Source organism: Streptomyces sp. WMMC500, from assembly GCF_027497195.1.
Taxonomy (GTDB): domain Bacteria; phylum Actinomycetota; class Actinomycetes; order Streptomycetales; family Streptomycetaceae; genus Streptomyces.
Genome location: NZ_CP114905.1, coordinates 690,417 through 712,207, shown reverse-complemented (window position 1 = coordinate 712,207; position 21,791 = coordinate 690,417). Strand labels below are relative to the sequence as shown.

At 74.5% G+C, this 21,791-nt stretch carries 15 protein-coding genes; 9 read left to right on the top strand and 6 right to left on the bottom strand.

What is annotated here, in order from left to right:
* Positions 1-92: 92 nt before the first annotated feature.
* On the bottom strand, positions 93-3,023 hold the full coding sequence (locus O7599_RS02890) for a glycoside hydrolase family 2 TIM barrel-domain containing protein (protein ID WP_281620477.1): 2,931 nt from the start codon (positions 3,021-3,023) through the stop codon (positions 93-95).
* A 131-nt stretch (positions 3,024-3,154) separates the two neighbouring features.
* Complete coding sequence (locus tag O7599_RS02885) at positions 3,155-4,231, bottom strand: chitinase (protein ID WP_281620476.1); 1,077 nt, start codon at positions 4,229-4,231, stop codon at positions 3,155-3,157.
* Positions 4,232-4,413: 182 nt separating this feature from the next.
* On the opposite strand from O7599_RS02885, the gene O7599_RS02880 reads away from it, so the two are divergent.
* The 7 genes from O7599_RS02880 (at position 4,414) to O7599_RS02850 (ending at position 11,139) form a co-directional block, all read left to right on the top strand.
* On the top strand, positions 4,414-5,562 hold the full coding sequence (locus tag O7599_RS02880) for a hypothetical protein (RefSeq protein ID WP_281620475.1): 1,149 nt from the start codon (positions 4,414-4,416) through the stop codon (positions 5,560-5,562).
* A 284-nt stretch (positions 5,563-5,846) separates the two neighbouring features.
* Positions 5,847-6,623 (top strand): ABC transporter ATP-binding protein, encoded by a 777-nt coding sequence (locus tag O7599_RS02875; RefSeq protein WP_281620474.1) that lies wholly within the window; start codon positions 5,847-5,849, stop codon positions 6,621-6,623.
* 48 nt (positions 6,624-6,671) lie between these two features.
* The gene (locus tag O7599_RS02870; RefSeq protein ID WP_281620473.1) at positions 6,672-7,874 is read left to right on the top strand and encodes a hypothetical protein; all 1,203 of its coding nucleotides are present in this window, start codon (positions 6,672-6,674) and stop codon (positions 7,872-7,874) included.
* Between the two features lie 130 nt (positions 7,875-8,004).
* On the top strand, positions 8,005-8,823 hold the full coding sequence (locus O7599_RS02865) for an SAM-dependent methyltransferase (protein ID WP_281620472.1): 819 nt from the start codon (positions 8,005-8,007) through the stop codon (positions 8,821-8,823).
* Positions 8,820-9,623, top strand: a complete 804-nt coding sequence (locus tag O7599_RS02860; RefSeq protein WP_281620471.1) for an ABC transporter permease — start codon at positions 8,820-8,822, stop codon at positions 9,621-9,623. The genes O7599_RS02865 and O7599_RS02860 overlap by 4 nt, the downstream gene beginning before the upstream one ends.
* A 155-nt stretch (positions 9,624-9,778) precedes the next feature.
* Positions 9,779-10,678: a DUF5753 domain-containing protein gene (locus O7599_RS02855; RefSeq protein ID WP_281623262.1), complete on the top strand. Its 900-nt coding sequence runs from the start codon at positions 9,779-9,781 to the stop codon at positions 10,676-10,678.
* Positions 10,679-10,884: 206 nt separating this feature from the next.
* Positions 10,885-11,139 (top strand): DUF397 domain-containing protein, encoded by a 255-nt coding sequence (locus tag O7599_RS02850; RefSeq protein WP_281620470.1) that lies wholly within the window; start codon positions 10,885-10,887, stop codon positions 11,137-11,139.
* A 24-nt stretch (positions 11,140-11,163) separates the two neighbouring features.
* Here the strand turns inward: O7599_RS02850 and glpK (O7599_RS02845) are convergent, their stop codons facing one another.
* Both glpK (O7599_RS02845) and O7599_RS02840 read right to left on the bottom strand, forming a co-directional pair.
* Complete coding sequence (gene glpK, locus O7599_RS02845) at positions 11,164-13,170, bottom strand: glycerol kinase GlpK (protein ID WP_281620469.1); 2,007 nt, start codon at positions 13,168-13,170, stop codon at positions 11,164-11,166.
* A gap of 94 nt (positions 13,171-13,264) precedes the next feature.
* Entirely contained in the window at positions 13,265-14,032 is a 768-nt protein-coding gene (locus tag O7599_RS02840; RefSeq protein ID WP_281620468.1) for an IclR family transcriptional regulator, read from the bottom strand.
* Positions 14,033-14,217: 185 nt separating this feature from the next.
* Between O7599_RS02840 and glpK (O7599_RS02835) the strand changes: the two genes are divergently transcribed.
* Positions 14,218-15,762, top strand: coding sequence for a glycerol kinase GlpK (glpK, locus tag O7599_RS02835; protein ID WP_281620467.1), 1,545 nt, complete (start codon positions 14,218-14,220; stop codon positions 15,760-15,762).
* A 136-nt stretch (positions 15,763-15,898) separates the two neighbouring features.
* A complete protein-coding gene (nhaA, locus tag O7599_RS02830; protein WP_281620466.1) occupies positions 15,899-17,797 on the top strand; it encodes a Na+/H+ antiporter NhaA in 1,899 nt (632 codons plus the stop codon).
* Between the two features lie 121 nt (positions 17,798-17,918).
* Here the strand turns inward: nhaA and O7599_RS02825 are convergent, their stop codons facing one another.
* Together O7599_RS02825 and O7599_RS02820 are read right to left on the bottom strand one after the other, a co-directional pair.
* Complete coding sequence (locus O7599_RS02825; RefSeq protein ID WP_281620465.1) at positions 17,919-20,306, bottom strand: glycogen debranching N-terminal domain-containing protein; 2,388 nt, start codon at positions 20,304-20,306, stop codon at positions 17,919-17,921.
* Complete coding sequence (locus O7599_RS02820) at positions 20,303-21,790, bottom strand: hypothetical protein (protein ID WP_281623261.1); 1,488 nt, start codon at positions 21,788-21,790, stop codon at positions 20,303-20,305. The genes O7599_RS02825 and O7599_RS02820 overlap by 4 nt, the downstream gene beginning before the upstream one ends.
* Position 21,791: the final 1 nt, after the last annotated feature.

Sequence of the window (21,791 nt, the reverse complement as noted above, 5' to 3'; positions counted from 1 at the left end):
CGCGGGTGACCGCAGGGACCGCCCCGGCCTGAAGACCGGTGCCACGGCCCGCCCCCGCCCGGGAGGATCCGGGCGGGGGCGGGCCCCGCGCGTCAGCTCCCCGCGGCGGAGAAGACGAACGTGAACGCCGCCGGGCGCGCCGCCAGTGCGTACTGGGGCAGCACGCCGGGACCGCAGGACGCCGAGCCGATGCCCTGGCGGGCGTGGTCCAGCGTGACGTGCACCGGGTCGCCCGGCACCAGGTCGGGCCGGTGCGTCGCGGCGTCCAGCTCCGCGGTGGTCCAGCGCCGCGCGGTCAGCGCGAACTCCGGCTCGCCCTCGACCCGCAGCCCGGCGCCGGCCCCGGTCAGCTCCGCCCAGCGCACCCGGGCGCGCGCGCCGTTCTCCTGCGGGCGCACGTACGGCGTCTGCAGCTCGTCCACGCTCGCCGACCAGCGGCCCAGCAGCGCCGCGGTGCCCGTGTCCGGGTACGCCTCGCCGGGACCGCCGCCGTACCAGCGCACCGTGCCGTACCCGGCGGGCAGCGCGAAGCGGATCCCGAGCCGCGGCAGCGGCAGGCCGGCCCAGTCGCCCTGCGGCGTCACCGACACGGTCAGCGCCACCCGGTCCGCGTCCGCGGTCCAGCGGAACTCCGCGGCCAGCCCCAGGTCGGTCGCCGCGGGTGCCACCCGGGTACGCACCGTCAGCGCGCCGTCCGTGGGCTCCACCGCGTCCGTACGGTGCCGCAGCCGGTGCAGCCCGGCCTTGCGCCAGCGCCGCGCCAGGTCCGTCCCGGGCTGCCAGTCCGCACCCAGGTCGTTGTCCGTCGGGGCCCGCCACGCCTCCAGCCGCAGCCCCGTCACGGGCACCCCGGCCAGCGTCCGCGGCTCGCCCGTGCGGGCGTCGAACGTCGCCGGGCCGAGCCGGACCAGCGCGTCGTCGCGTACGGGCGACGCGCCCGCGGGCCGCGCGAGCGGCGGGCGCGGCGCGGCGGCCCACTGCCCGCGTGCGACGACGTGCCCCGCCGGTGCCCACGCGGTGTCCGCGGCGAGCCGGGCGGTGACGGTCCACTGCGCCTCGCCGGCCGGCGGCGCGGCGGGCGCGGGCAGTTCGACCTTCGCGCTCTCACCCGGCGCGAGCGGCGGCACCGCCGCCTCACCGCTCGCGGTCTCCGCGCCGTCGACCGCGTACGTCCAGGAGAACGCGAGGTGGTCCAGGCCCGCGAAGTCGTGCAGGTTGGTGACGACCGCCTGGCCGGGGGAGTCCCCGGCCTCGATGCGCACCGGCCGGATCACGTGGGCGAACTCGACGAGCCCCGGCGACGGCGTGCGGTCCGGGAACAGCAGCCCGTCGCAGACGAAGTTGCCGTCGTGCAGCTCCTCGCCGAAGTCGCCGCCGTAGGCGAAGCCCAGCTCGGGGTGGGCGATGCCGTGGTCGATCCACTCCCAGACGAAGCCGCCCTGGCAGCGCTCGTACGTCTCGAACAGCCGCTGGTAGTCCGTGAGCCCGCCGGGCCCGTTGCCCATGGCGTGCGCGTACTCGCACAGCACGAACGGCTGGGCCCGCCGGCGCGCGTCCAGCGCCGCGTCGTCGAGCGGGTCCTCGGCGCGCTCGCCGATGCGGCGCACCTCGTCGTGGTCGGCGTACATCCGGGAGTAGACGTCGGCGTCGGCGCTGGCCGGGTCGCCTTCGTAGTGCAGGAGGCGGCCGGGGTCGCGGCCGCGGATCCAGTCGGCCATCGCGGTCAGCCCGGCGCCGGAGCCGCACTCGTTGCCCAGCGACCACAGGATGACCGACGGGTGGTTCTTGTCCCGCTCGACCATGCGCTCCGCGCGGTCCAGCAGTGCCGGGGTCCAGCGCTCGTCGGCCACCGGGTTGCCGCGCCAGCCCACGGCGTGGAAGCCGTGCGTCTCCAGGTCGCACTCGTCGATCACCCACAGCCCCAGCTCGTCGCAGAGGTCGAGGAAGGCGGGGTGCGGCGGGTAGTGGCTGGTGCGTACGGCGTTGACGTTGTGCCGCTTCATCAGCAGCACGTCCGCGCGCATCGTCGCCTCGTCGAGGGCGCGGCCGTGCTCGGGGTGGAACTCGTGCCTGTTGACGCCGCGCAGCAGGATGCGACGGCCGTTGACCGTCAGCACCCCGTCCCGGACGGCGACGGTGCGAAAGCCCACCCGCAGCGGGATCCGCTCGCCGGGGGTGGCCAGCTCCGCGTCGTAGAGCCGCGGGGTCTCGGCGGTCCACGGCTCGACCGGCAGCGTGACGGACTCGCCGGTGGCGACGTCGACGCCCAGCTCCGGCACGGTGACGCGGCCGCCGGGCGCGCAGTCCACGCGCAGCGTGCCGGCGCCCGCCACGTGGTCGTACGAGGCGTGCACGAAGAAGTCGCGCACGGCGCCCGCCGGCCGGTGCAGCAGCGTGACGTCGCGGAAGATGCCGGGCAGCCACCACTGGTCCTGGTCCTCCAGGTAGGAGCCGGACGACCACTGGTGGACGCGGACGGCCAGCACGTTGCCCGCGGGGCGCAGCAGCGCGCCGACGGCGAACTCGTGCGGCAGCCGCGAGCCCTTGAACTCGCCCAGCTCCGTGCCGTTCAGCCAGACCCGGGCGTGCGACTCGACCCCGTCGAAGCGCAGCACCGCCCCGTCGTCAGGGAGGCCGTCGTTCGGCGGGGCGGCGGGCCAGCCGGCGGGCAGGTCGAAGGTGCGCAGGTGGTCGCCGGTCGGGTTCTCGGCCGGCACCCGCGGCGGGTCGACCGGGAAGGGGTAGAGGGTGTTCGTGTACGCGGGCGCGCCGTACCGGCCGCCGCCCTGGAGCACCCAGTGGCCGGGGACGGCGATCTCGTCCCAGCCCGCGGTGTCGTGGCCGGGCTCGGCGAAGGACGTGTCGTGGGTGGTGGCGGTGGGGGAGAGCCGGAAGCGCCAGGCCCCGTTCAGCGGCAGCCGGGCGGCGTCGGAGCGGGCGTACCACGCGCGCGGCGGCAGGGTGCCGTTGCCGGGTGCGGGGTCTTCGTGGGCGGGGAGTGCCGGATCGTGCATGAGATCCATCTGATCCCGCCGAGGGGCGCGGCACAACAGACGCCGCACCCCAATTCATTGGACTTTTCGGACACCGGTTGGACTTCTGTGGCGTCCCGGCCGCCCGCGGCGGGGGGAGGCGGGCGGCCGGGACGCGGCGGTCAGCGGCCCTGGAGCGACTTGACGTTGTCGCCGAATGTCCAGCTCCGCGACCCGTCCCAGTTGATCGACCAGGTCATCAGGCCCTTCAGCGCGCCGCCGAAGTGGCTCCACGCCTGCGACACGAGCCCCGGCGACATGTGGCCGCCGCCCGCGCCGGGCTGCGCGGGCAGTCCGGGGGCCTGCTTGTCGTACGGGACGCGGATGGTGGTGCCCTGCACGACGAGGCCGCGGTTCAGGCACTCGGTCTGGGCGACGAAGCCCTGGACGGTGCCCGCCTGGTACGAGTCGCCGGAGCAGCCGTACATGCTGCCGTTGTAGTACTGCATGTTGAGCCACCACAGCCGGCCGTTGTCCGCGTACTTCTTGATGATGGGCAGGTACGCGCCCCAGATCGAGCCGTAGACCACGCTGCCGCCGGTGACGTACGCCGTCTCGGGGGCCATCGTGAGGCCGAAGCCGGCGGGCATCTGGGCGAGGACCCCGTCGATGATGCGGATGAGGTTGGCCTGCGAGGTCGAGAGCTGGTTGATGTTGCCGCTGCCGACGAGGCCGGTCTCGATGTCGATGTCGATGCCGTCGAAGTTGTACTGCTTGAGGATCGGCACGAGCGTGGCGATGACCCGGTCGGCGACGGCGCTGGAGCTGAGGTCCACGCCGGCCGTGGCGCCGCCGAGCGACATGAGGATGGTGGCGCCGTTCGCCTTGGCCGCGCACATCTCGGCGGGAGTGGCGACCTTCACGGTGCTGTCCATCCCGTCCTCCCACTTGACCGTGCCGTCGGAGAGGATGACGGGGAAGGCGGCGTTGATGACGTTGTAGCCGTGGCCGCGGATGTCGGGGTTGGTGATCGGGGTCCAGCCGAACGGCGGGTGCACGCCGTTGGCGGCGCCGTCCCAGTTCTCCCAGTAGCCCTGGAGGATCTTCCCCCCGGGCTTGGGTTTGGTGGGACAGGTGTCGGCCGCCGCGGGCCCGGCCGCCTCGGGCGGGGTCGCCGCCGTGGCGGGGAGCTGGGCGGCGAGCACCAGCGTGAGGCCGATGCCGAAGAGACGCAGCGTCCGGCTGATCGCAGACTGCATGACACGCTCGCCTTCTGGGCTGTGGGGTTGCCAGGAGAGGTACGTGTTGCGCTGCGGCACAAGGTAAGTTGGTCCAGACCTTTCGTCAAGAGGTCTGGACCAAAGGCCGGGGAGCGGAGCGTGGGGGAGCTGTTCGTGCCGCGTTCACCTGCGAGTTCGCGACGGTGCCTTACCGTGCCGCCATGCCCACCACGCACGACACGGCAGTCCCCGCAGGCCCGGCCGCCCCCGAAGTAACCGCCGCCGCGGCCGGATCCGCCGCGCCCGCGCCCTCCTCGCCGACCCGCCGCCGCGTGCTGCGCGGCCTCACCGCGACGGCCGGCGCCGCCGGCCTCGCCGCGCTGGGCGCCGCCCCCGCCACGGCGGGCGGCGGTCACCACGGGCGCCCCGGGCGGCCGTTGCGGGTGCTCGTCGCCACGAACGAGCCCTGGGGCACGTACCACGTCAAGCCGCTGCTCGCGGAGGCCGGACGGCGCGGCGTACGGATCACCCAGCTCGTGCCCGACACCTCCGGTGTCCAGCCCGGCGACCCCGTGCCCGTCGCCACGCCGCAGAGCGCCCCGCCCGCCGATCTGCTGGTCGTCACCGGCGCCGGTGACTGGCCGCTGGAGTGCGCCGCGCGCTTCCGGCGGCTGCCGGTGGCGGCCAGCTCACTGGCGTATCTCGGCCCGCAGCAAGCCCCGGGCGCGCGGCTGCTGCGGCCCCGGCTGCGCGCGGTCACCTCCTCCTCGCCGGCCGAGGCGCGCGCGTTCGGCGGCTACCTCGGCACTCGTCGCCGGATCCGGGTGGTCGGCTCGCCGCAGACCGACGCGCTGCCGGCCCACCGGCCGGAGCCGGGGCTCGTGCTCGTCCTGACCAGCGTCACGCACCCCGACGACACCGGCGGCGCCGCGCCGGGCACCGAACTGCTGCTCGCCGCGGCCGAGAAGCTGCAGGCCGCGGGGAAGCGGATCCTGGTGGGCCTGCACCCGCGCGAGGACCCCAAGCTGTGGGACGCGTACGAGATCAGCGACGTGCCGTCGCTCCAGGCCGCGGCGCGGGCGGAGGCCGCGGTCGGCATCCCCGGGACGGTCTTCCCGCTGGTCGCCGCGGTCGGCGTGCCGCTGGTCGGCATCACCGACACGGGGCTGACGGTGCCGGACTACCTGCTGGCGGTGTGCTCCTCGACCATCGACGATCCGGCGGAGGCGGTGCCGGCCGTGGGCTCCGCGCGGCTGCCCGCGCCGGACGTCCTCGCCGACGCCGTCGGCCCGATCGGCGGCTCGGCCGCCCGCCTGCTCGACGTCTGGCGCCACACGGCCCGTCCGGGGCACCCGCACGACGACCGCTGAACCCCGTCCCGGGCCCCACGCGGCCCGCGGTGCCACGGCCGCGCACCGCCGGCGGAGCCCGGGGTCCCGGCGCTCCGCCGGCGTAACGGCCCCGCGCCCGCCGCGCGTTCGCCCGGCCGGCGAGCCGGAGCGCCCTCACCCTCCGCCGCCCGCAGGGCACCCCGCGTACCGGCGCGTGTCGCCATCCCGTAGCCTCTGTGGCCCCGAGCCCGTGGCACCCGCCGCGGTGCATGTACCTGCCCGGCGGCACTGACCCCCCGCCGGCGCACACGGGAGGTGGGCCCATGACCGTCGCGGACGCCGACAAGGCCGCGCCCGTGTCCGGCGCGGGTCCGGTCCTCTCCCTCGGCGCCGTCGAGAAGCGCTTCCCCGACGGCACCCGCGCCCTGGATCCGGTCGACCTCGACGTCGCCGCCGGCGAGTTCGTCTCCGTCGTCGGCCCCTCGGGCTGCGGCAAGACCACCCTGCTGCGCATCGCCGCCGGCCTCGTCGAGCCCTCCGCCGGCGCCGTGGCCGCGCGCGCCGACCGCCTCGGCTACGTCTTCCAGGACCCGACGCTGCTGCCCTGGCGCTCGGTGCGTACGAACGTCGAGCTCTTCGGCGAGCTGCGCGGCGTCCCGCGCGCCGAGCGGCGCACGCGCGCCGACGCCGCGCTGGAGCTGGTCGGCCTCACCGAGTTCGCGGGCCACCGGCCCCGCGCCCTGTCCGGCGGCATGCGCATGCGCGTCTCCCTGGCCCGCTCCCTCACGCTACGCCCGGAGCTGTTCCTGCTGGACGAGCCGTTCGGCACGCTGGACGAGATCACCCGCGAGCGGCTGGACGACGACCTGCTCCGGCTCTTCGCCGCCGAGCGGTTCGCGGCCGTCTTCGTCACCCACTCCGTGCTGGAGGCGGTCTACCTGTCCACCAGGGTCGTGGTGATGTCCCCCCGGCCCGGGCGCATCTGCGGGGAGTTCACCGTCCCGTTCGGCTACCCGCGGACCGAGACCCAGCGCTACGACCCCGAGCTGAACCGCATCGCGGCCGAGGTGTCCGCCTGCATGCGCGCATCCGCCACGTGAGACCCGACCGAGATCCGACCCCCCCGATCCCCTCCGGAGGAACCCCCGATGCCCGTGAAGATCCACCTGCGTTCCTTAGCCGTGCCGTTCGTCGCCATCGTGCTGCTCACGGCCGCCTGCGGCGACGACGGCGGCGGTGAGCAGCAGGACGGCGACGGCGGCAGGCCGGCGCCGGCGGCGAAGAGCGGCGCGGCCGACCTGACCGGCGTGTGCCCCGAGACCGTGACGGTGCAGACCTCGTGGCTGCCGAACGCCACCGCCTTCGGCCCGCTGTACGCGCTCCTCGGTGACGACCCCCGGGTGGACGCGAACAGCAAACGGGCCACCGCCCCCCTGGTCGCCGGCGGCGAGGACACCGGCATCTCGCTCGAACTGCGCGCCGGCGGCCCGGCGATCGGCTTCGCCGCCACCTCCGCGCAGATGTACACGGACGAGGACATCGACCTCGGGGTGGTCGGCGGCTTCGACGAGATCGTCCAGCTCTCCGCCACGCAGCCCACGACCGCGGTGCTGGCGCTGCTGGAGAAGGACCCGACGATGATCTACTGGGATCCCGAGACCCATCCGGAGTTCGAGACCATCGAGGACGTCGGCAGGTCGGACACCACCGTGCTGTACTCCGGCGGCGACACGTACATGGAGTATCTGACCGGCACCGGGATCCTCAAGAAGGACCAGGTGGACGGCTCCTTCGACGGCTCGCCCGCGCGCTTCGTGGCCTCCGGCGGCGAGCTCGCCTCCTCCGGGTACGCGGCCGAGGACCCGTACATGTTCGAGAACGAGATCGACGACTGGATGAAGCCCGTCAAGGGCCAGCTCGTCTACGAGGCCGGCTACCCGATCTACGGGCCCTCCCTCGTCGTCCGCCCCGAGGCGAAGGACGAACTGGCGCCCTGCCTGGAGAAGCTGGTGCCGATCATCCAGCAGTCGCAGGTCGACTACCTGCGCGACCCGGACGCGACGATCGCCACCATCGTCGACATCGCCGAGCAGTACAAGGGCGGCGACGTGCTCACCGAGGGCATCGCGAAGTACGGCATCGGCGAGATGAAGAAGCTCGGCATCGCCTCGGACGACGCCGAGGGCGAGGACACCACCGTCGGGAACTTCGAGACCCCGCGGGTCCAGAAGATCATCGACATCGACGAGCCCATCTTCGCCGAGCAGAAGAAGCCCATCAAGGACGGCCTGAAACCGGCCGACGTCGTGACCAACGAGTTCCTCGACCCCGGGATCGGACACGGCGCATGACCGGCCGCCCGGCCGCCGGGCCCGCGCGCCGCGGGTCCCGGCGGCGAGGTGGAGTACGCTGCCCTTCCGGCCCGTACCGCGGTGCGCGCCTGCACGACCACGGCCGTACGCGGCCGACGCGGAGAGGTTCATGAGCGACAACGGCATAGCCGACGGGCCGCACGGCACGTCGCCCCTGCCCGACCCCACGGCCGCCCACGCCTCCCGCACGTACGACTACCACCTCGGCGGCAGCGACAACCTGGGCCCGGACCGCGCGCTGGTGGACGAGGTCGAATCCACGTTCATGCCGGACGTGAAGATGCGGGTGCGCGCCCAGCGGCTGTTCCTGGAGCGGGCCGTGCGCTACCTGGTCGCCGAGGCGGGCATCCGCCAGATCCTCGACATCGGCTGCGGCCTGCCGCAGCGGCGCATGCCCAACGTCCACGAGATCGCGCACCGGATCGCCCCCGACACCCGGGTCGCCTACGTCGACTACAACCCCGTCGCCGTGGCGCACATGCAGGCCCTGCACACGGACGGGGTTCTGACCGTCGCCTTCGCCGGCGACGTCCGGCAGCCGGAGCTGATCCTCAGCCATCCGGACGCGCGCGCCGTGCTGGACTTCGACCGGCCCGTCGGCGTGCTCATGGTCGGTCTGCTGCACTTCCTGTCCGACAAGGACGATCCGGCGGATCTGGTGGCGCGGGTGCGCCGCGGGGTGGTCCCGGGCAGCCACCTCGCCGTGTCCCAGATCTCTGCGGAACTCGACTCCCGGGTCGAGCGGCTCACCGAGGTGTGGGCGCGCGGGGCGACGCCGATGGTGCAGCGCGGGCGCGCCGAGCTGGAGCGGATCATCGAGGGGTGGGAGCCGGTCGAGCCCGGCGTGGTGGTCGCGCACCGCTGGCGTCCCCGCCCGCCGGACCGTACCGAGGGGAACGCCTACACGCTGGTGGCCGTCAAGCCATGAACCTGCGCCCGTTGCTCCGCAGGCTGCCGGCCGTGCTGGTGGCCGGCGCCGCCGTGGGGGTGTGGTACCTGATCAGCATGGTGGTGCTGGCCGAGGACCGGCGCTTCCTCTTCCCGCCGCCGCACGACGTGGTGCGCGTGGGGTTCCTCGACGGCGACAACCGCGCCGAACTCCTCGACGCCCTGCTGCTGTCCTCGCAGGTCGCCTCGCTCGGGCTGCTCATCTCGGCGGCCGGGGCGATCGCCATGGCGATCCTGATGAGCCAGGCCCGGTGGCTGGAGCGCTCCCTCTTCCCGTACTTCGTCGTCCTCCAGGTGACGCCGATCCTCGCCCTGGTCCCGCTCTTCGGCTTCTGGTGGGGGTACGGGTTCTCCACCCGGGTGCTGGTCTGCGTCATCATCGCCTTCTTCCCCATCCTCACCAGCACGCTCTTCGGCATCCGCTCCGCCGACGCGTCGTACCACGACCTGTTCCGGCTCCAGAACGCGAGCCGGCTGACCCGGCTGTGGAAGCTCCAACTGCCCGCCGCGCTGCCGCACATCTTCACCGGACTGCGCATCGCCGCCGGGATGTCCGTCGTCGGCGCGATCGTCGGCGACTTCTTCTTCCGCCAGGGGCAGCCGGGCATCGGGGTGCTCATCGACCTCTACCAGTCGCGGCTGCAGTCCGAGCAGTTGCTCGCGGCGGTGCTGGTCTCCTCGCTCTTCGGCGTCCTGGTCTTCTGGTTCTTCGGCTGGCTCGCGCGCATCGTCGTCGGGGGCTGGCACGAGTCCGTGGACGAACCAGGCGCCAGCGGCTGATCTCCGCCCGCACGCGGACCCGCCCGGGCGTCCGGTCCGGTAGTCGAAAACCGGACGAAGGTTCGGGAAAGTGTCCGCGGGCGGGTATTATTCCGCGCTGGCGACGGGATGGTGAACCGACCGGCGGGGGAGGGGAGATGGCGGCGTCAGTACCGGTGGCCGGCGGGCGGCGGCTGCCCGGCGGCGGCACGGACCCCGGCCGGGGCGGGCCCACGATCCGGCGGATCGTCCTCGGCTCGCGGCTGCGCAGACTGCGGATGCGGCGCGGCGTCGGACTCGACGCGGCCGCGCAGGCCATCCGGGCCTCGGTGCCCAAGATGAGCCGGCTGGAGCGCGGGCAGGGCGGCTGCAAGGAGCGCGACATCGCGGACCTGCTCACGCTCTACGGGGTCACCGACATCCGGGAGCGCGACGCGTACCTCGCGCTGGCCCGGGGCGCCAACACCCCCGGCTGGTGGCAGCAGTACGGCGACCTGACGCCGCGCTGGCTGGAAACGTACCTCGGGCTCGAAGAGGCCGCGACGCTCATCCGCGGCTATCAGTCGCACCGCGTGCCCGACCTGCTGCAGACCCCCGCCTACGCGGCCGCGCTGGCGCGCCTGACGTACCCGGACGACAGCCCGAACGCCGTCGCCCGCCGCGTCGACCTGCTGGAGCGCCGCCAGCAGGTGCTCGCCCGGCCCGATCCGCCGCGCTGCTGGCAGCTCATCGACGAGGGTGCGCTGCTGCGCAGCGTGGGCGGCCCGGCGGTGATGCGCGAGCAGATACGCCATCTGATCCGGCTGCACAGCCCGGAGTTCCCGGAGATCGCGGTGCACGTCGTGCCGCTGCGCACCTCCGCCGCGACGGCGCTGGCCGGCTCGGTGACGCTGCTGCGCTTCGCGGAGGCGGACCTGCCGGACATCGCGTACCTGGAACAGCTCACCGGCGCGCTCTACCTCGACGATCCCGACGACGTCGAGCGGCACCGCCTGGCCGTCGACCGGCTGGCCGCGCCGGTGACCGAAGGGACGAGCACCGACGCGTTCCTGCGGCGGCTCCTGCAGGCCACCTGACGGGCGCCCGCCCGCTTCCGGCCCGGTGGATCCGCTGGTCCACCGGGCCTCTTCGTGCTTCCGCACGGTACTCCGGCCGGATTCGATCACCGTGCGCCATCGCGTGCCGACCCCTCGGTGAGAGCTCGATGAAATTTCATCTGTAAGTGCATCCGCAAGCACAGACACAAGTACAGTACGCAGAAGATCAGTTGGAGGGAGCAGCCATGCAGGTCGACAACGGTGTGCCCGCCGGCCGGCTGGGGACCGTCGAGTGGCGCAAGAGCAACCACAGCAACCCCAACGGCGAGTGCGTGGAGCTGGCGGGGCTCTCCGGCGGTCAGGTCGCGGTGCGCAACTCGCGGGATCCGCGGGGCCCCGCTCTGGTCTACGGCCCCGCCGGGCTGGCCGCGTTCCTGCGGGCAGCCAAGGAGGGGGACTTCGACGACCTCGTCGCGGACCGCGGCACCACCGGCGCCTGACCGCAGGCCCGCGGAAGCGCGCGGCTAGCCGTCGGACTCGCCCGCCAGCGCGGCGACCCGTGTGGTGCCGTCGCCGCCGGAGGCGAGCAGGCGGCCGCGCGCCACGGCGTACGCCCGGCCGAGGACGGCACGCTCCTGCGCGGAGGCGCCGCGGCGTACCGCGTTGAGGTGGACGCGCTCGCCCGCGGCGACGTGCCCGGCGGCGACGGCGCCCAGCCGGTCCAGCGCCGCGTCGAACTCCGGCCCGGCGAGGGTGTCCAGGCGCAGCAGCGCCAGCAGGTCGCGGGCGAGCGCCGCCGGCCCGTGCGCGCCGTCGTCGGGGCAGAGCACGTGCGCCGCCGGGCCGGCCCCGGCGTGCGCCGCCGCCCGGCCGGCCTCCGCGTGCGCGACCAGCAGCGCCGCCAGTTCGTGCAGCACCGCGTGCCGGTCCGCCCCCTCGTCGCGCAGCGCGCTCAGCAGGTGCTCCACCCTGCGGTGGTCGGCCAGCACCAGGTCGACCACGTCGGCCCCCGACGGCGCCGGGCTCCCGGCCGGCCGGGTCCAGCCGAACGTCAGCTCCACGGCGTGGCGCCAGTTGGCGTACTCCGCGGCCCGCCGGCTCTCCGGCATCGCGGGCAGCCACTGCGCCGCCCGGTGCCAGTTGCGCCGCAGCCCCTCCAGGTCGGGCCAGTAGCCGACCGCGAGTCCCGCCGCGTAGGCCGCGCCCAGCGAGACGGTCTCCGCCATCATGGGCCGTACGACGGGCACGTCGAGGACGTCGGCGACGAACTGCATCAGCAGGTTGTCCGCCGTCATGCCGCCGTCCACGCGCAGGCCGGAGAGCGTCAGACCGGAGTCGGCGTTCATCGCGTCCACCACCTCCCGCGTCTGCCAGCCCGTCGCCTCCAGCACCGCCCGCGCCAGATGTCCCTTGGTGATGTACGAGGTGAGCCCGGCGATCACGCCGCGTGCCTCGCTGTGCCAGTGCGGCGCGAACAGCCCGGAGAACGCAGGCACGATGTAGCAGCCGCCGTTGTCGTCGACCGTCTGCGCCAGCGTCTCGATCTCCGGCGCGCTGTCGATCAGCCGCAGCCCGTCCCGGAACCACTGCACCAGGGACCCCGTCACCGCGATCGAGCCCTCCAGCGCGTACACCGCCGGCTCGTCCCCGATCCTGAAGCCGACGGTCGTCAGCAGCCCGTGCCGGGAGGCGGCCGGGGTCTCGCCGGTGTTGAGCAGCAGGAAACTGCCCGTACCGTACGTGCACTTGGCCTCGCCCGGAGCGAAGCAGGTCTGCCCGAAGAGCGCCGCCTGCTGGTCCCCGAGCGCCGCGGCGATACGGATGCCGGGCACGACGGCGGTGGTCGTGCCGTAGGTCTGCGTGGAGGAGCGGATCTCCGGCAGCATCGCCTTCGGCACGCCGAAGAAGTCCAGCAGTTCGTCGTCCCATGACAGGCTGCGCAGGTTCATCAGCATCGTGCGGCTGGCGTTGGTGACGTCCGTGATGTGCAGCCCGCCCGCGGGGCCGCCGGTCAGGTTCCAGATCAGCCAGCTCTCCATCGTGCCGAACAGCACGTCGCCGCGCTCCGCCCGCTCGCGCAGCCGCGGGGCCGCGTCCAGCAGCCAGCGGATCCGTGGCGCGGAGAAGTACGTGGCCAGCGGCAGCCCGCAGAGAGCGCGCACCCGGTCCGCGCGCGGGTCCCGGGCGAGCCGGTCGGCGAGCTCGTCGGTACGGGTGTCCTGCCAGACGACGGCGCGGGCGGCCGGGCGACCGGTGTGCCGGTCCCACAGCACCGTCGTCTCCCGCTGGTTGGCGATGCCCAGCGCGACGACCTGGCCGGCGTCCGCGCCCGCCTCGGCGAGGGTCCGCGGCATGATCCGGCGCAGGTTCCGCCAGATCTCCACGGCGTCGTGCTCGACCCAGCCGGGCCGCGGGAAGTGCTGCTTGTGCTCGCGCTGCGCCACGGAGACCAGCCGGCCCTGGGCGTCGAAGAGTATGCACCGGGTGGACGTCGTGCCCTGGTCCACCGACATCACGTAACGCTGCACCACGCCGCCCCCGCTCCGTCGGTCCCTACCGCCTGCCCCGCCTGCCCGGTCTGCCCGTCCTGGCCCGTCCGGTCGTCTCCTCCGCCGCGCGCCGCCGTCACCTGCGGGACGCGCTCAGATCCCGCGAGACCGACCGGGCCGTGCCGAGCACCAGTCCCACCAGGTCCTGGCGCGGCGTGCCGGAGGGCTCGCAGAGCCGCTCGGCCGGTCCGGAGATGCCGAGCGCGCCGACGACCAGCCCGCCAGCACCGCGCAGCGGCGCCGCGATCCCCGCCTCCTGCAGGCGCCGTTCGCCGTGCTCGCCGGCCCAGCCCGCCTCGCGTATCCGCCGCAGCTCCGCGAGGATCACCGCCGGCGCGGTCAGGGTCCGCGGGGTGTACGCGGCCGGGGGTGTGGCGCCCAGCGCCGCCGCGGCGTTCACGTCGTACGCGAGCAGCACCTTGCCCAGCGCGGTCGCGTGCGCCGGCAGTCTGGCGGACACGTCGAGGGTCTGCCGCGGGTCCCCGGGCCGGAAGACGTGGTGGACGACGAGGACCCGCCCGTCGGCCGGGACGCCGATGCGCACGGCCTCGCGGCTTCTGGCGGCCAGCCCGTCGGCCCAGTTGAGGGCCCGGGAGCGCAGCTCGTTGGCGTCGACGTGGCCGGAGCGGAGGTCGAGGAGCGCGCCGCCGATCCGGTACTTGCCGGTGTCGTGGTCCTGCTCGACGAACCCCACCTGCCGCAGCGTCCGCAGCAGCCCGTGTACCGTGCCCTTCGCCAGGCCCAGGGACGCGGCCAGTTCGCTGACCCCGAGGCGGCCGGAACCGCGCGCCAGCAGGTGCAGTATCGCCGCCGCGCGTTCAACCGACTGAACCGGACCTGGCACGCGCCGACCATAAGCCTCCGCGCCCCGCCGGTGAAAGCGGGGTGCAGCAGATTCGTTCGACAATGTCGGCAGGGCGTCGTTGACGGCGGGTTTCCGCGCTGGTCATGTACTCACCACGGGCCGGGGTGCCGGCGCAGCGGCACGGTCCCGGCGACCGATGCGACGTTTCGGAGCAGGAGCAGACCGTGACCGACGATGACAGCGCCCCCTCCCCGCAGCGCCCCGGCCCGTTCATTGCGGCTATCGATCAGGGGACGACTTCGAGCCGGTGCATCGTGTTCGACACCGATGGCCGGATCGTGTCGGTGGACCAGAAGGAACACGAGCAGATCTTTCCCAGGCCCGGCTGGGTGGAGCACAACGCCAACGAGATCTGGCGCAACGTCCAGCAGGTCGTCGACGGTGCCGTCACCAAGGCCGGGATCACCTCGGCGGATGTGAAGGCCATCGGGATCACCAACCAGCGTGAGACCACCCTGCTGTGGGACAAGAACACCGGGGAGCCGGTCGCCAACGCGATCGTCTGGCAGGACACCCGTACCGCGGAGCTGTGCCGTCAGCTCGGCGGCAGCCAGGGCCAGGACCGCTTCCGCGCCGCGACCGGTCTGCCGCTGGCGTCGTACTTTGCGGGGCCGAAGATCCGGTGGTTGCTGGACAACACGCCCGGGCTGCTGGCCCGTGCCCAGGCCGGTGACATCCTCTTCGGCACGATGGACTCCTGGGTGATCTGGAACCTCACCGGGGGTCCGGGCCGGGGGGTGCATGTCACGGATGTCACCAACGCCTCGCGCACGATGCTGATGAATCTGGAAACCCTGGACTGGGATGCGGATATCTGCCAGGCCATGGGGGTGCCGCAGGCGGTGTTGCCGGAGATCCGGTCTTCGGCGGAGGTCTACGGGCGGGCTGCTTCGGGGACGTTGACGGGGATTGCGGTCGCCTCCGCACTGGGCGATCAGCAGGCCGCGTTGTTCGGGCAGACGTGTTTCGATCAGGGGGAGGCGAAGTCGACCTACGGGACCGGCACGTTCTTGTTGATGAACACCGCGGGTGAGCCGGTGCACTCGGAGAACGGGCTGGTGACCACCGTCGGCTACCGGATCGGTACCCAGCCGGCGGTGTACGCGCTGGAGGGGTCGATCGCGATCACGGGTGCGCTGGTGCAGTGGATGCGTGATCAGATGGGCATCATCTCCACCGCCGCGGAGATCGAGACTCTGGCGTTGAGTGTGGAGGACAACGGCGGGGCGTATTTCGTGCCGGCGTTTTCGGGGTTGTTCGCTCCGTACTGGCGTGATGATGCGCGTGGGGTGATCGCGGGGCTGACGCGGTATGTGACCAAGGCGCATCTGGCGCGGGCGGTGCTGGAGGCCACCGCGTGGCAGACCCGGGAGATCGTCGATGCGATGACCAAGGACTCGGGTGTCGAGCTGAGCAGTTTGAAGGTCGATGGTGGTATGACGGCCAACAATCTGTTGATGCAGACCCTGGCGGATGTGCTGGACGCGCCGGTGGTGCGTCCGCTGGTCGCCGAGACCACCTGTCTGGGTGCCGCCTACGCCGCGGGTCTGGCGGTCGGTTACTGGCCCGACACCGACGCCCTGCGCGCCAACTGGCGCCGCGCCGCGGAATGGACCCCCCGCATGGACGAAGCCACCCGCAACCGCGAGTACAACGACTGGCTCAAAGCAGTCCAACGCACCATGGGCTGGATCGAGGACAAGGAGTAGCGACGAGCGGTGACCCGCCCGCCGTGCCGGAGCGCCGCGTACCCCCGGCAGCACGTGCGCGCCACGTACCATCGGCCGTGGCGGCACCCCCCGGTCCTCCCGCCGACCACGGTTCGCGAGACGAGAGAGACCGAGCATGTCGCAGCCGGACGCCGCGCAGGACGCCAGCCGGACGACCGGCGCCGGCCCGACCTCCTCGGCCCGGTGGACGTTCATCCGCACGGAGAGCGGCAGCGCCACCTTCCTCGTCTGCGCCGCCGTCACCGCCCTCGTCTGGGCGAACGCCGCCCCCGGCAGCTACGCCGACTTCTGGCGCACCCACCTGTCCGTCGAACTGGGCGACCGCAGCCTCGGCATGGATCTGCGCGAGTGGGTCAACACCGGGTTGATGACTCTGTTCTTCCTGGTCGTCGGGCTGGAGGCGCGGCGCGAGTTCGACATGGGGGAGCTGCGGGAACGGCGCCGGATCACGCTGCCGATGGCCGCCGGCGTCGCCGGGATGCTCGTACCGGTGCTCATCTACCTCGCCATCAACGCCGGCGAGTCCTCCGCCTCCGGCTGGGGTGTGGCGATGTCCACCGACACCGCCTTCGCGCTCGGGATCCTGGCCCTGCTCGGCAAGCGGTTCCCGCGGCGGCTGTACACCTTCGTCCTCACCCTCACCGTCGTCGACGACTTCGTCGCCCTGGCGGTCATCGCCATCGTCTACAGCGACTCCCTGACGTGGCCCGCACTGCTCGCCGGCGCCGTGTTCTTCGCGGCGATCCTGGTCCTGCGCGCCGCCGGCAGCCGGCGGGGCCCCGTCTACGCGCTGCTCGGAATCGCGATGTGGGTCGCCGTCGTGGAGTCCGGCATCGACCCGGTCGTCGTCGGGCTGCTCATCGGGCTGGCCACGAACGCCTACCCCGCGCCGCGCAGCGAGCTGGAGCGGGCCAGCGGGCTGTTCCGCTCGTTCCGGGAGCAGCCCACCTCGGAGCTGGAGCGGGAGGCGCGGCAGGGCATCGCCTCGGCGATCTCCCCGAACGAGCGGCTGCAGCGGATCTACCACCCGTGGAGCAGCTATCTGATCGTGCCGCTGTTCGCCCTGGCCAACACCGGCATACAGCTCGACGGCGAGCTGCTGTCGCGGGCGTTCACCTCGCCCCTGACGCTGGGCGTCCTGGTGGCGTACGTGCTGGGCAAGCCGGTGGGCATCGTCGGGGCCACCGCGCTGACGACGTGGCTGAGCCGCGGCCGGACGCACCCGCCGGTCGGCTGGGCCGCGGTCGCCGGTGGGGGCACCATCGCCGGCGTCGGGTTCACCGTCGCGCTGCTGATCGCCACGAAGGCGTTCGACGGTGAGCAGCTCGCGATGGCGAAGATCGGGATCCTCGCCGCCGTCGTCTGCTCGGGCGTCGTGACCGCGTGCGTCGCCTTCGCCGTCGCCCGGCTGCCGAAGCAGCGGCGCATCCGCGCGCTCATGGGCACCGCGCCCGTCGTCGTGGACCTCGCCGTACCCGTGGACCACGAGCGCGACCACATCCGCGGCCCGCTGGCGGCCCCCGTCACGGTCGTCGAGTACGGCGACTTCGAGTGCCCGTACTGCGGCATGGCCGAGCCCGTCGTACGCGACCTCCTCGCCGACTTCGGCGACGTCCGCTACGTCTGGCGGCACCTGCCGCTCACCGACGTGCACCCGAGCGCCCAGCTCGCCGCCGAGGCGGCGGAGGCGGCGGCCGAGCAGGACGCGTTCTGGGAGATGCACGACCGGCTGCTCGCCGGCCAGGACCGGCTGACGCCGCGGGATCTGGTGGAGCACGCGGCGGACCTGGGCCTCGACGTCGAGCGCTTCAGCCGGTCGCTGCACGGCGGCAGCGGCGCGGGCCGGGTCGACGAGGACACGGAGTCCGCGGACCTCAGCGGGGTCGCGGGCACGCCGACGTTCTTCGTCAACGGACGCCGCCACCACGGCGCGTACGACATCGACAGCCTGTCGGCCGCGGTGCGGGCGGCGCGGGCGCGGGCGATGCTCGAAGAGGAGGAAGCGGAGGGGTGACCGCCGCGCTGCGGGCGCGGCGGCGATCGGCCGGGCCCGCGACGAGGTCCGCCGCCCGATGCGGGAGCGCCGGTCCCGTCTCAGACGAGACGCCACGGCGGGGGACCGGGGGCGGCGGGCGTCAGGTTCCGCCGCCCCCGGAGACTGCGGTGAGCAGCGCCAGTGGCGTGGCCGCCGCCCACGCCTGCGGGGAGCAGGCGTGTGGATACGGTACGGGTGCCGGGTGGTCGCTGCGTCCGTAACCGGCCAGCACCTCCGGCAGCCGCCAGCCGTGCGCCTGCGCGGTGGCCAGCAGCCCCCGGGTCAGCGTGCGGACCTCGGCGCCGAGTCCGTAGCGGGCCAGGCCGAGGGCGATGACGGCGTTGTCGTGCGGCCAGCAGCTCCCGCGATGGTACGACAGCGGGTGGTACGGCAGTTGACCGGCCGCGAGCGTCCGCACCGCCCAGCCCGAGAAGAAGTCGCCGGCCAGCAGCCGCCGCCCGGTGCGCGCGCCGCGCGGCCCGTCGAGGATCCCGGACCACAACAGGTGGCCGGCGTCCGAGGCGAGCGCGTCCACCCGCCGCCCGCGGCCGTCCAGCGCCAGCGCCGGGAAGTCCTCGTCGGGCAGCCAGAAGTCGCGGTGGAAGCGGTCGCGCAACTCGGCGGCGACGGCGTCGAGACGGTCGGCGTACGGGGCGTCCCCCCAGACGCCGCGGGCGAGCCGCGCGGTGCGTACGAGGGCGTCGTAGGCGTAGCCCTGCGCCTCGGCGACGGCGACGGGGCCCTCGGCGGGAGAGCCGTCCGCGAAGCAGATGGCGCCCGCGGAGTCCTTCCAGTTCTGGTTGACCAGCCCGCCGGGGTCGGGCGTGTAGACCAGCCAGCCGCGTTCCCCCAGCCCGCCGTCGCCGAGCATCCACCCCACGGCGGCCCGCGCCTGCGGCTCCAGCCGCGCGGCGAGCCCGGTGTCGGCGGTGGTCTCGGCGTACGCCTGGAGCAGGACGAGGAAGAGGGGGGTGACGTCGACGGAGCCGTAGTAACGCCCGTACGGAACCTGCCGGAAGGCGGCCAGCTCGCCGTGGCGTACCTCGTGCGCGATCCGGCCGGGCTGCTCGGCGGAGAACGCGTCGTGGCGGGTGCCCTGGATGGCGGCGAGCGCGAGGAGGGTGTCGCGGGCGAGGGCGGGGCGATAGGGCAGCGCGAAGAGGGAGGTCAGCACGGAGTCCCGGCCGAAGACCGTGAGGAACCACGGAATTCCGGCCCCGGGCACGGCGAGCGCTTCCCCGCGCGGTCCGGCGGCGGGCACCCGCAGCAGGGCGAGATCGGCGAGGCCCTGCGCGCAGGCGCGCGCGAGCGCGGCGCGCTCGGCGGGGGAGAGGGCGGCGTCGCCCGGGGCGCCCGTGCGGGTGGGGTGGTCGGGGGTGGCGTGCGCGGTGCCGGTGGCGATGGCGGGCGTGCCGCCGGCGCGGTCGTGTTCCGGCGCGCCCGCACCCGGGGCCGGTCCGGCGCTCCCGGGGGTGTGGGTACCTGCCGGGTGCCCGGCGGTGGCGTGGTGGGGCGCGCTGGTCGCGCCGCCCGGCCCGGAACCGCCGGAGGCGGCCGGCCCGGCAAGGCGGTCGTGTTCCGGGGCGGCTGTCCCGGGTCCCGTGGCCGGCGCGGGCCCGGCCGGCGGGTTCGTGAACGCCGCGATGCCGGCGCGGAGTTCCGCGGCGGCCTGTGCCGGGGACGCGGGGGCCGCGACGTCCGGCGCACCGTGCGGCCGGGCCTCGACGCGCAGGGTCAGCTCCGCGGTGCCGTGCGGGGGGAGGGCCAGCGTCCACGCCAGCCGCCGGGCCGTGCCGGCGCCGGGACCCGCGCCTCGCTTCGGGTGTACCTCCCTGCGCGGCCCACCCGGGTCTCTGCCCGCCCGGCCCGCGTCTCCGCCCGCACAGCCGCCGGACCGGCCTCCGTCCCCGTCCGCCCGATGCCCCTCCGCCGCGTCCTTCTCCGGCACTGAGGTCACCTCGTCCGGCGGCGGCGCGCATCTCACCGTCGTACGAGACAGCCATCCCTCCCCGCGGCGGTACGTGAACTCCACGCCGTCCGGCAGCTCCCGTTCGTCCCGGGACGTGTCCGCCGGGCGGGCGTACGTGCGGCCGTCCGAGCGCAGCTCGAACTGGTCCGCGAAGTCCGCGTCCGCCAGCAGCTCCAGCCGGGCCGTCACCGCTTCCGGGCGGTTGCTGACCAGACGCAGCCGCTCCAGCAGCACCCCCGAGGCGACGGCCTGCTCGCGGAAGACCGTGTACGGCGCCGGGGCGTCGCGGGCGCCCGGCGGGGTGAGGACGCAGGCGGCCGGGAGTTCGCCGTCGCGGGCCGGCACCAGGACCGCCGGTTCCGCGCCGTCGACCGTCAGGCGCCAGCGGCTCAGATGCCGGGTGTCGCGGCGGAACAGCCCGTCCGGTGAGGTGCCGCGGCGGCCCGTCACGCCGCCGCCGCGGGTGAGCGCGGCGAACGTACCGTCCCGCGCGAGCAGTACCCGCCCGTCGCCGCTCATCGCGCCGCCGCCGGTCCGGGACCGCCGCCCTGACCCGGCCCCGGCCAACCCGCGCCGTCCGCCGCCAGGTCCAGCGCCAGCGCCGCCGTCCAACTGAAGCCCCGCGCGCCCCGGCCCGCCCCCGTGAGCGGGTCCACGTACTCCGCGAAGCCCGACCCGGCCGCCCCGTCGAGCACCGCCCGCCGCAGCGCGTCGGCCGTCCCGGACACCCCGTGCCGGCGCAGGCCGCGCTCCAGCAGCCAGGCGGTGTTGAACCACGCCGGGCCGCGCCAGTACCGGGTGCGGTCGAACGCCCGCCCCTCCAGGTCGTACGAGGGGACCAGCGGCAGCTCGCCGAGGCGGAAGTGCTCGCCCGCCAGGGTGTCCAGCAGCGCCCGCGTCACCGCCGGCGGGAGGCCGGCGGTGAGCAGCGGGGTCAGCCCGGCGACGCCGTACTCCTCGATCGGCCGGTCCGCCCGCAGGTCGCGGCCGCGGAAGATGCCCGCCCCGGCGTCCCACAGGCGGGCGACCAGCGCCTCGGTCAGCCGCGCGGCCCGCTCCCGGTGCGGCGCGGGGCCGGCCGGCACCGGCCGCCCCGTGGCACGCAGCTCCGCCGCGATCTCCGCCATCGCCTCCTCCGAGGCGATCAGCAGCGCGTTCACGCACGGGTCCTCGACGGCGAAGCCGTGCCGCACCCCCGCGTCCGCGTAGTCCGCGTCGCGATAGTCGGCGGCGAGGCGGACGTACCGCCCGTAGTCCAGATCCGTCGGCCGGTCCGCCGGATCGCCGTGGTCGAGGTCCGCCCGGCGGAACGACGCCGCCGGGGCCGGCTCGATCCGGGCCAGCGGGCCGTCCCAGCAGGGGCTGTTGTCCATCCCGGACTCCCAGGGGTGGACGATCGCGGCCAGGCCGGCGCCGCCGAGGTCGCGGTCCACGGTGAGGTAGCGGTGCCAGGCGCGCAGCCGCGGGTAGACGCGGGCCAGGAAGCCGCGGCGGGCGGAGGCCGCCGGGTCCGCCCGGTGCACCAGCAGCGCGGCGAGCGCGTGCACCGGCGGCTGCACGATGCCGGAGGTCTGGGTGTGTCGGGGGGCGCCGGCCCGCGCCCCCGCGCTCCTGCCGCCCGCGGCGGAGGACGCCGCGGAGCGCCAGAAGTCCGGGCCCGGGAAGTACGCGGCGTGTGGCACGGCCGGATTGAAGACGATGTGCGGAATGCGGCCGTCGCCCCACTGCGCGCCGAGAAGCATCTCCAGCTCACGCTGGGCCCGCCGCGGCGACAGGTGCCGCAGCCCGATGGCCACGAACGCCGAGTCCCAGCTCCACTGGTGCGGGTACAGCGTGCGCGACGGCACGGTCGAGGCCCCCGTCCAGTTGCCCAGCAGCACCGCCGCGGCGGCCCGCCACGGGTCGTCCGGGCGTAGCCACCCCAGGCGGCCGGCGCCCGCCCCGCCGCCGGGCGCCGCCGTCAGCGCCGTCGCGCTCCGGCCCTCCGCGGGCACCGCGGGCAGC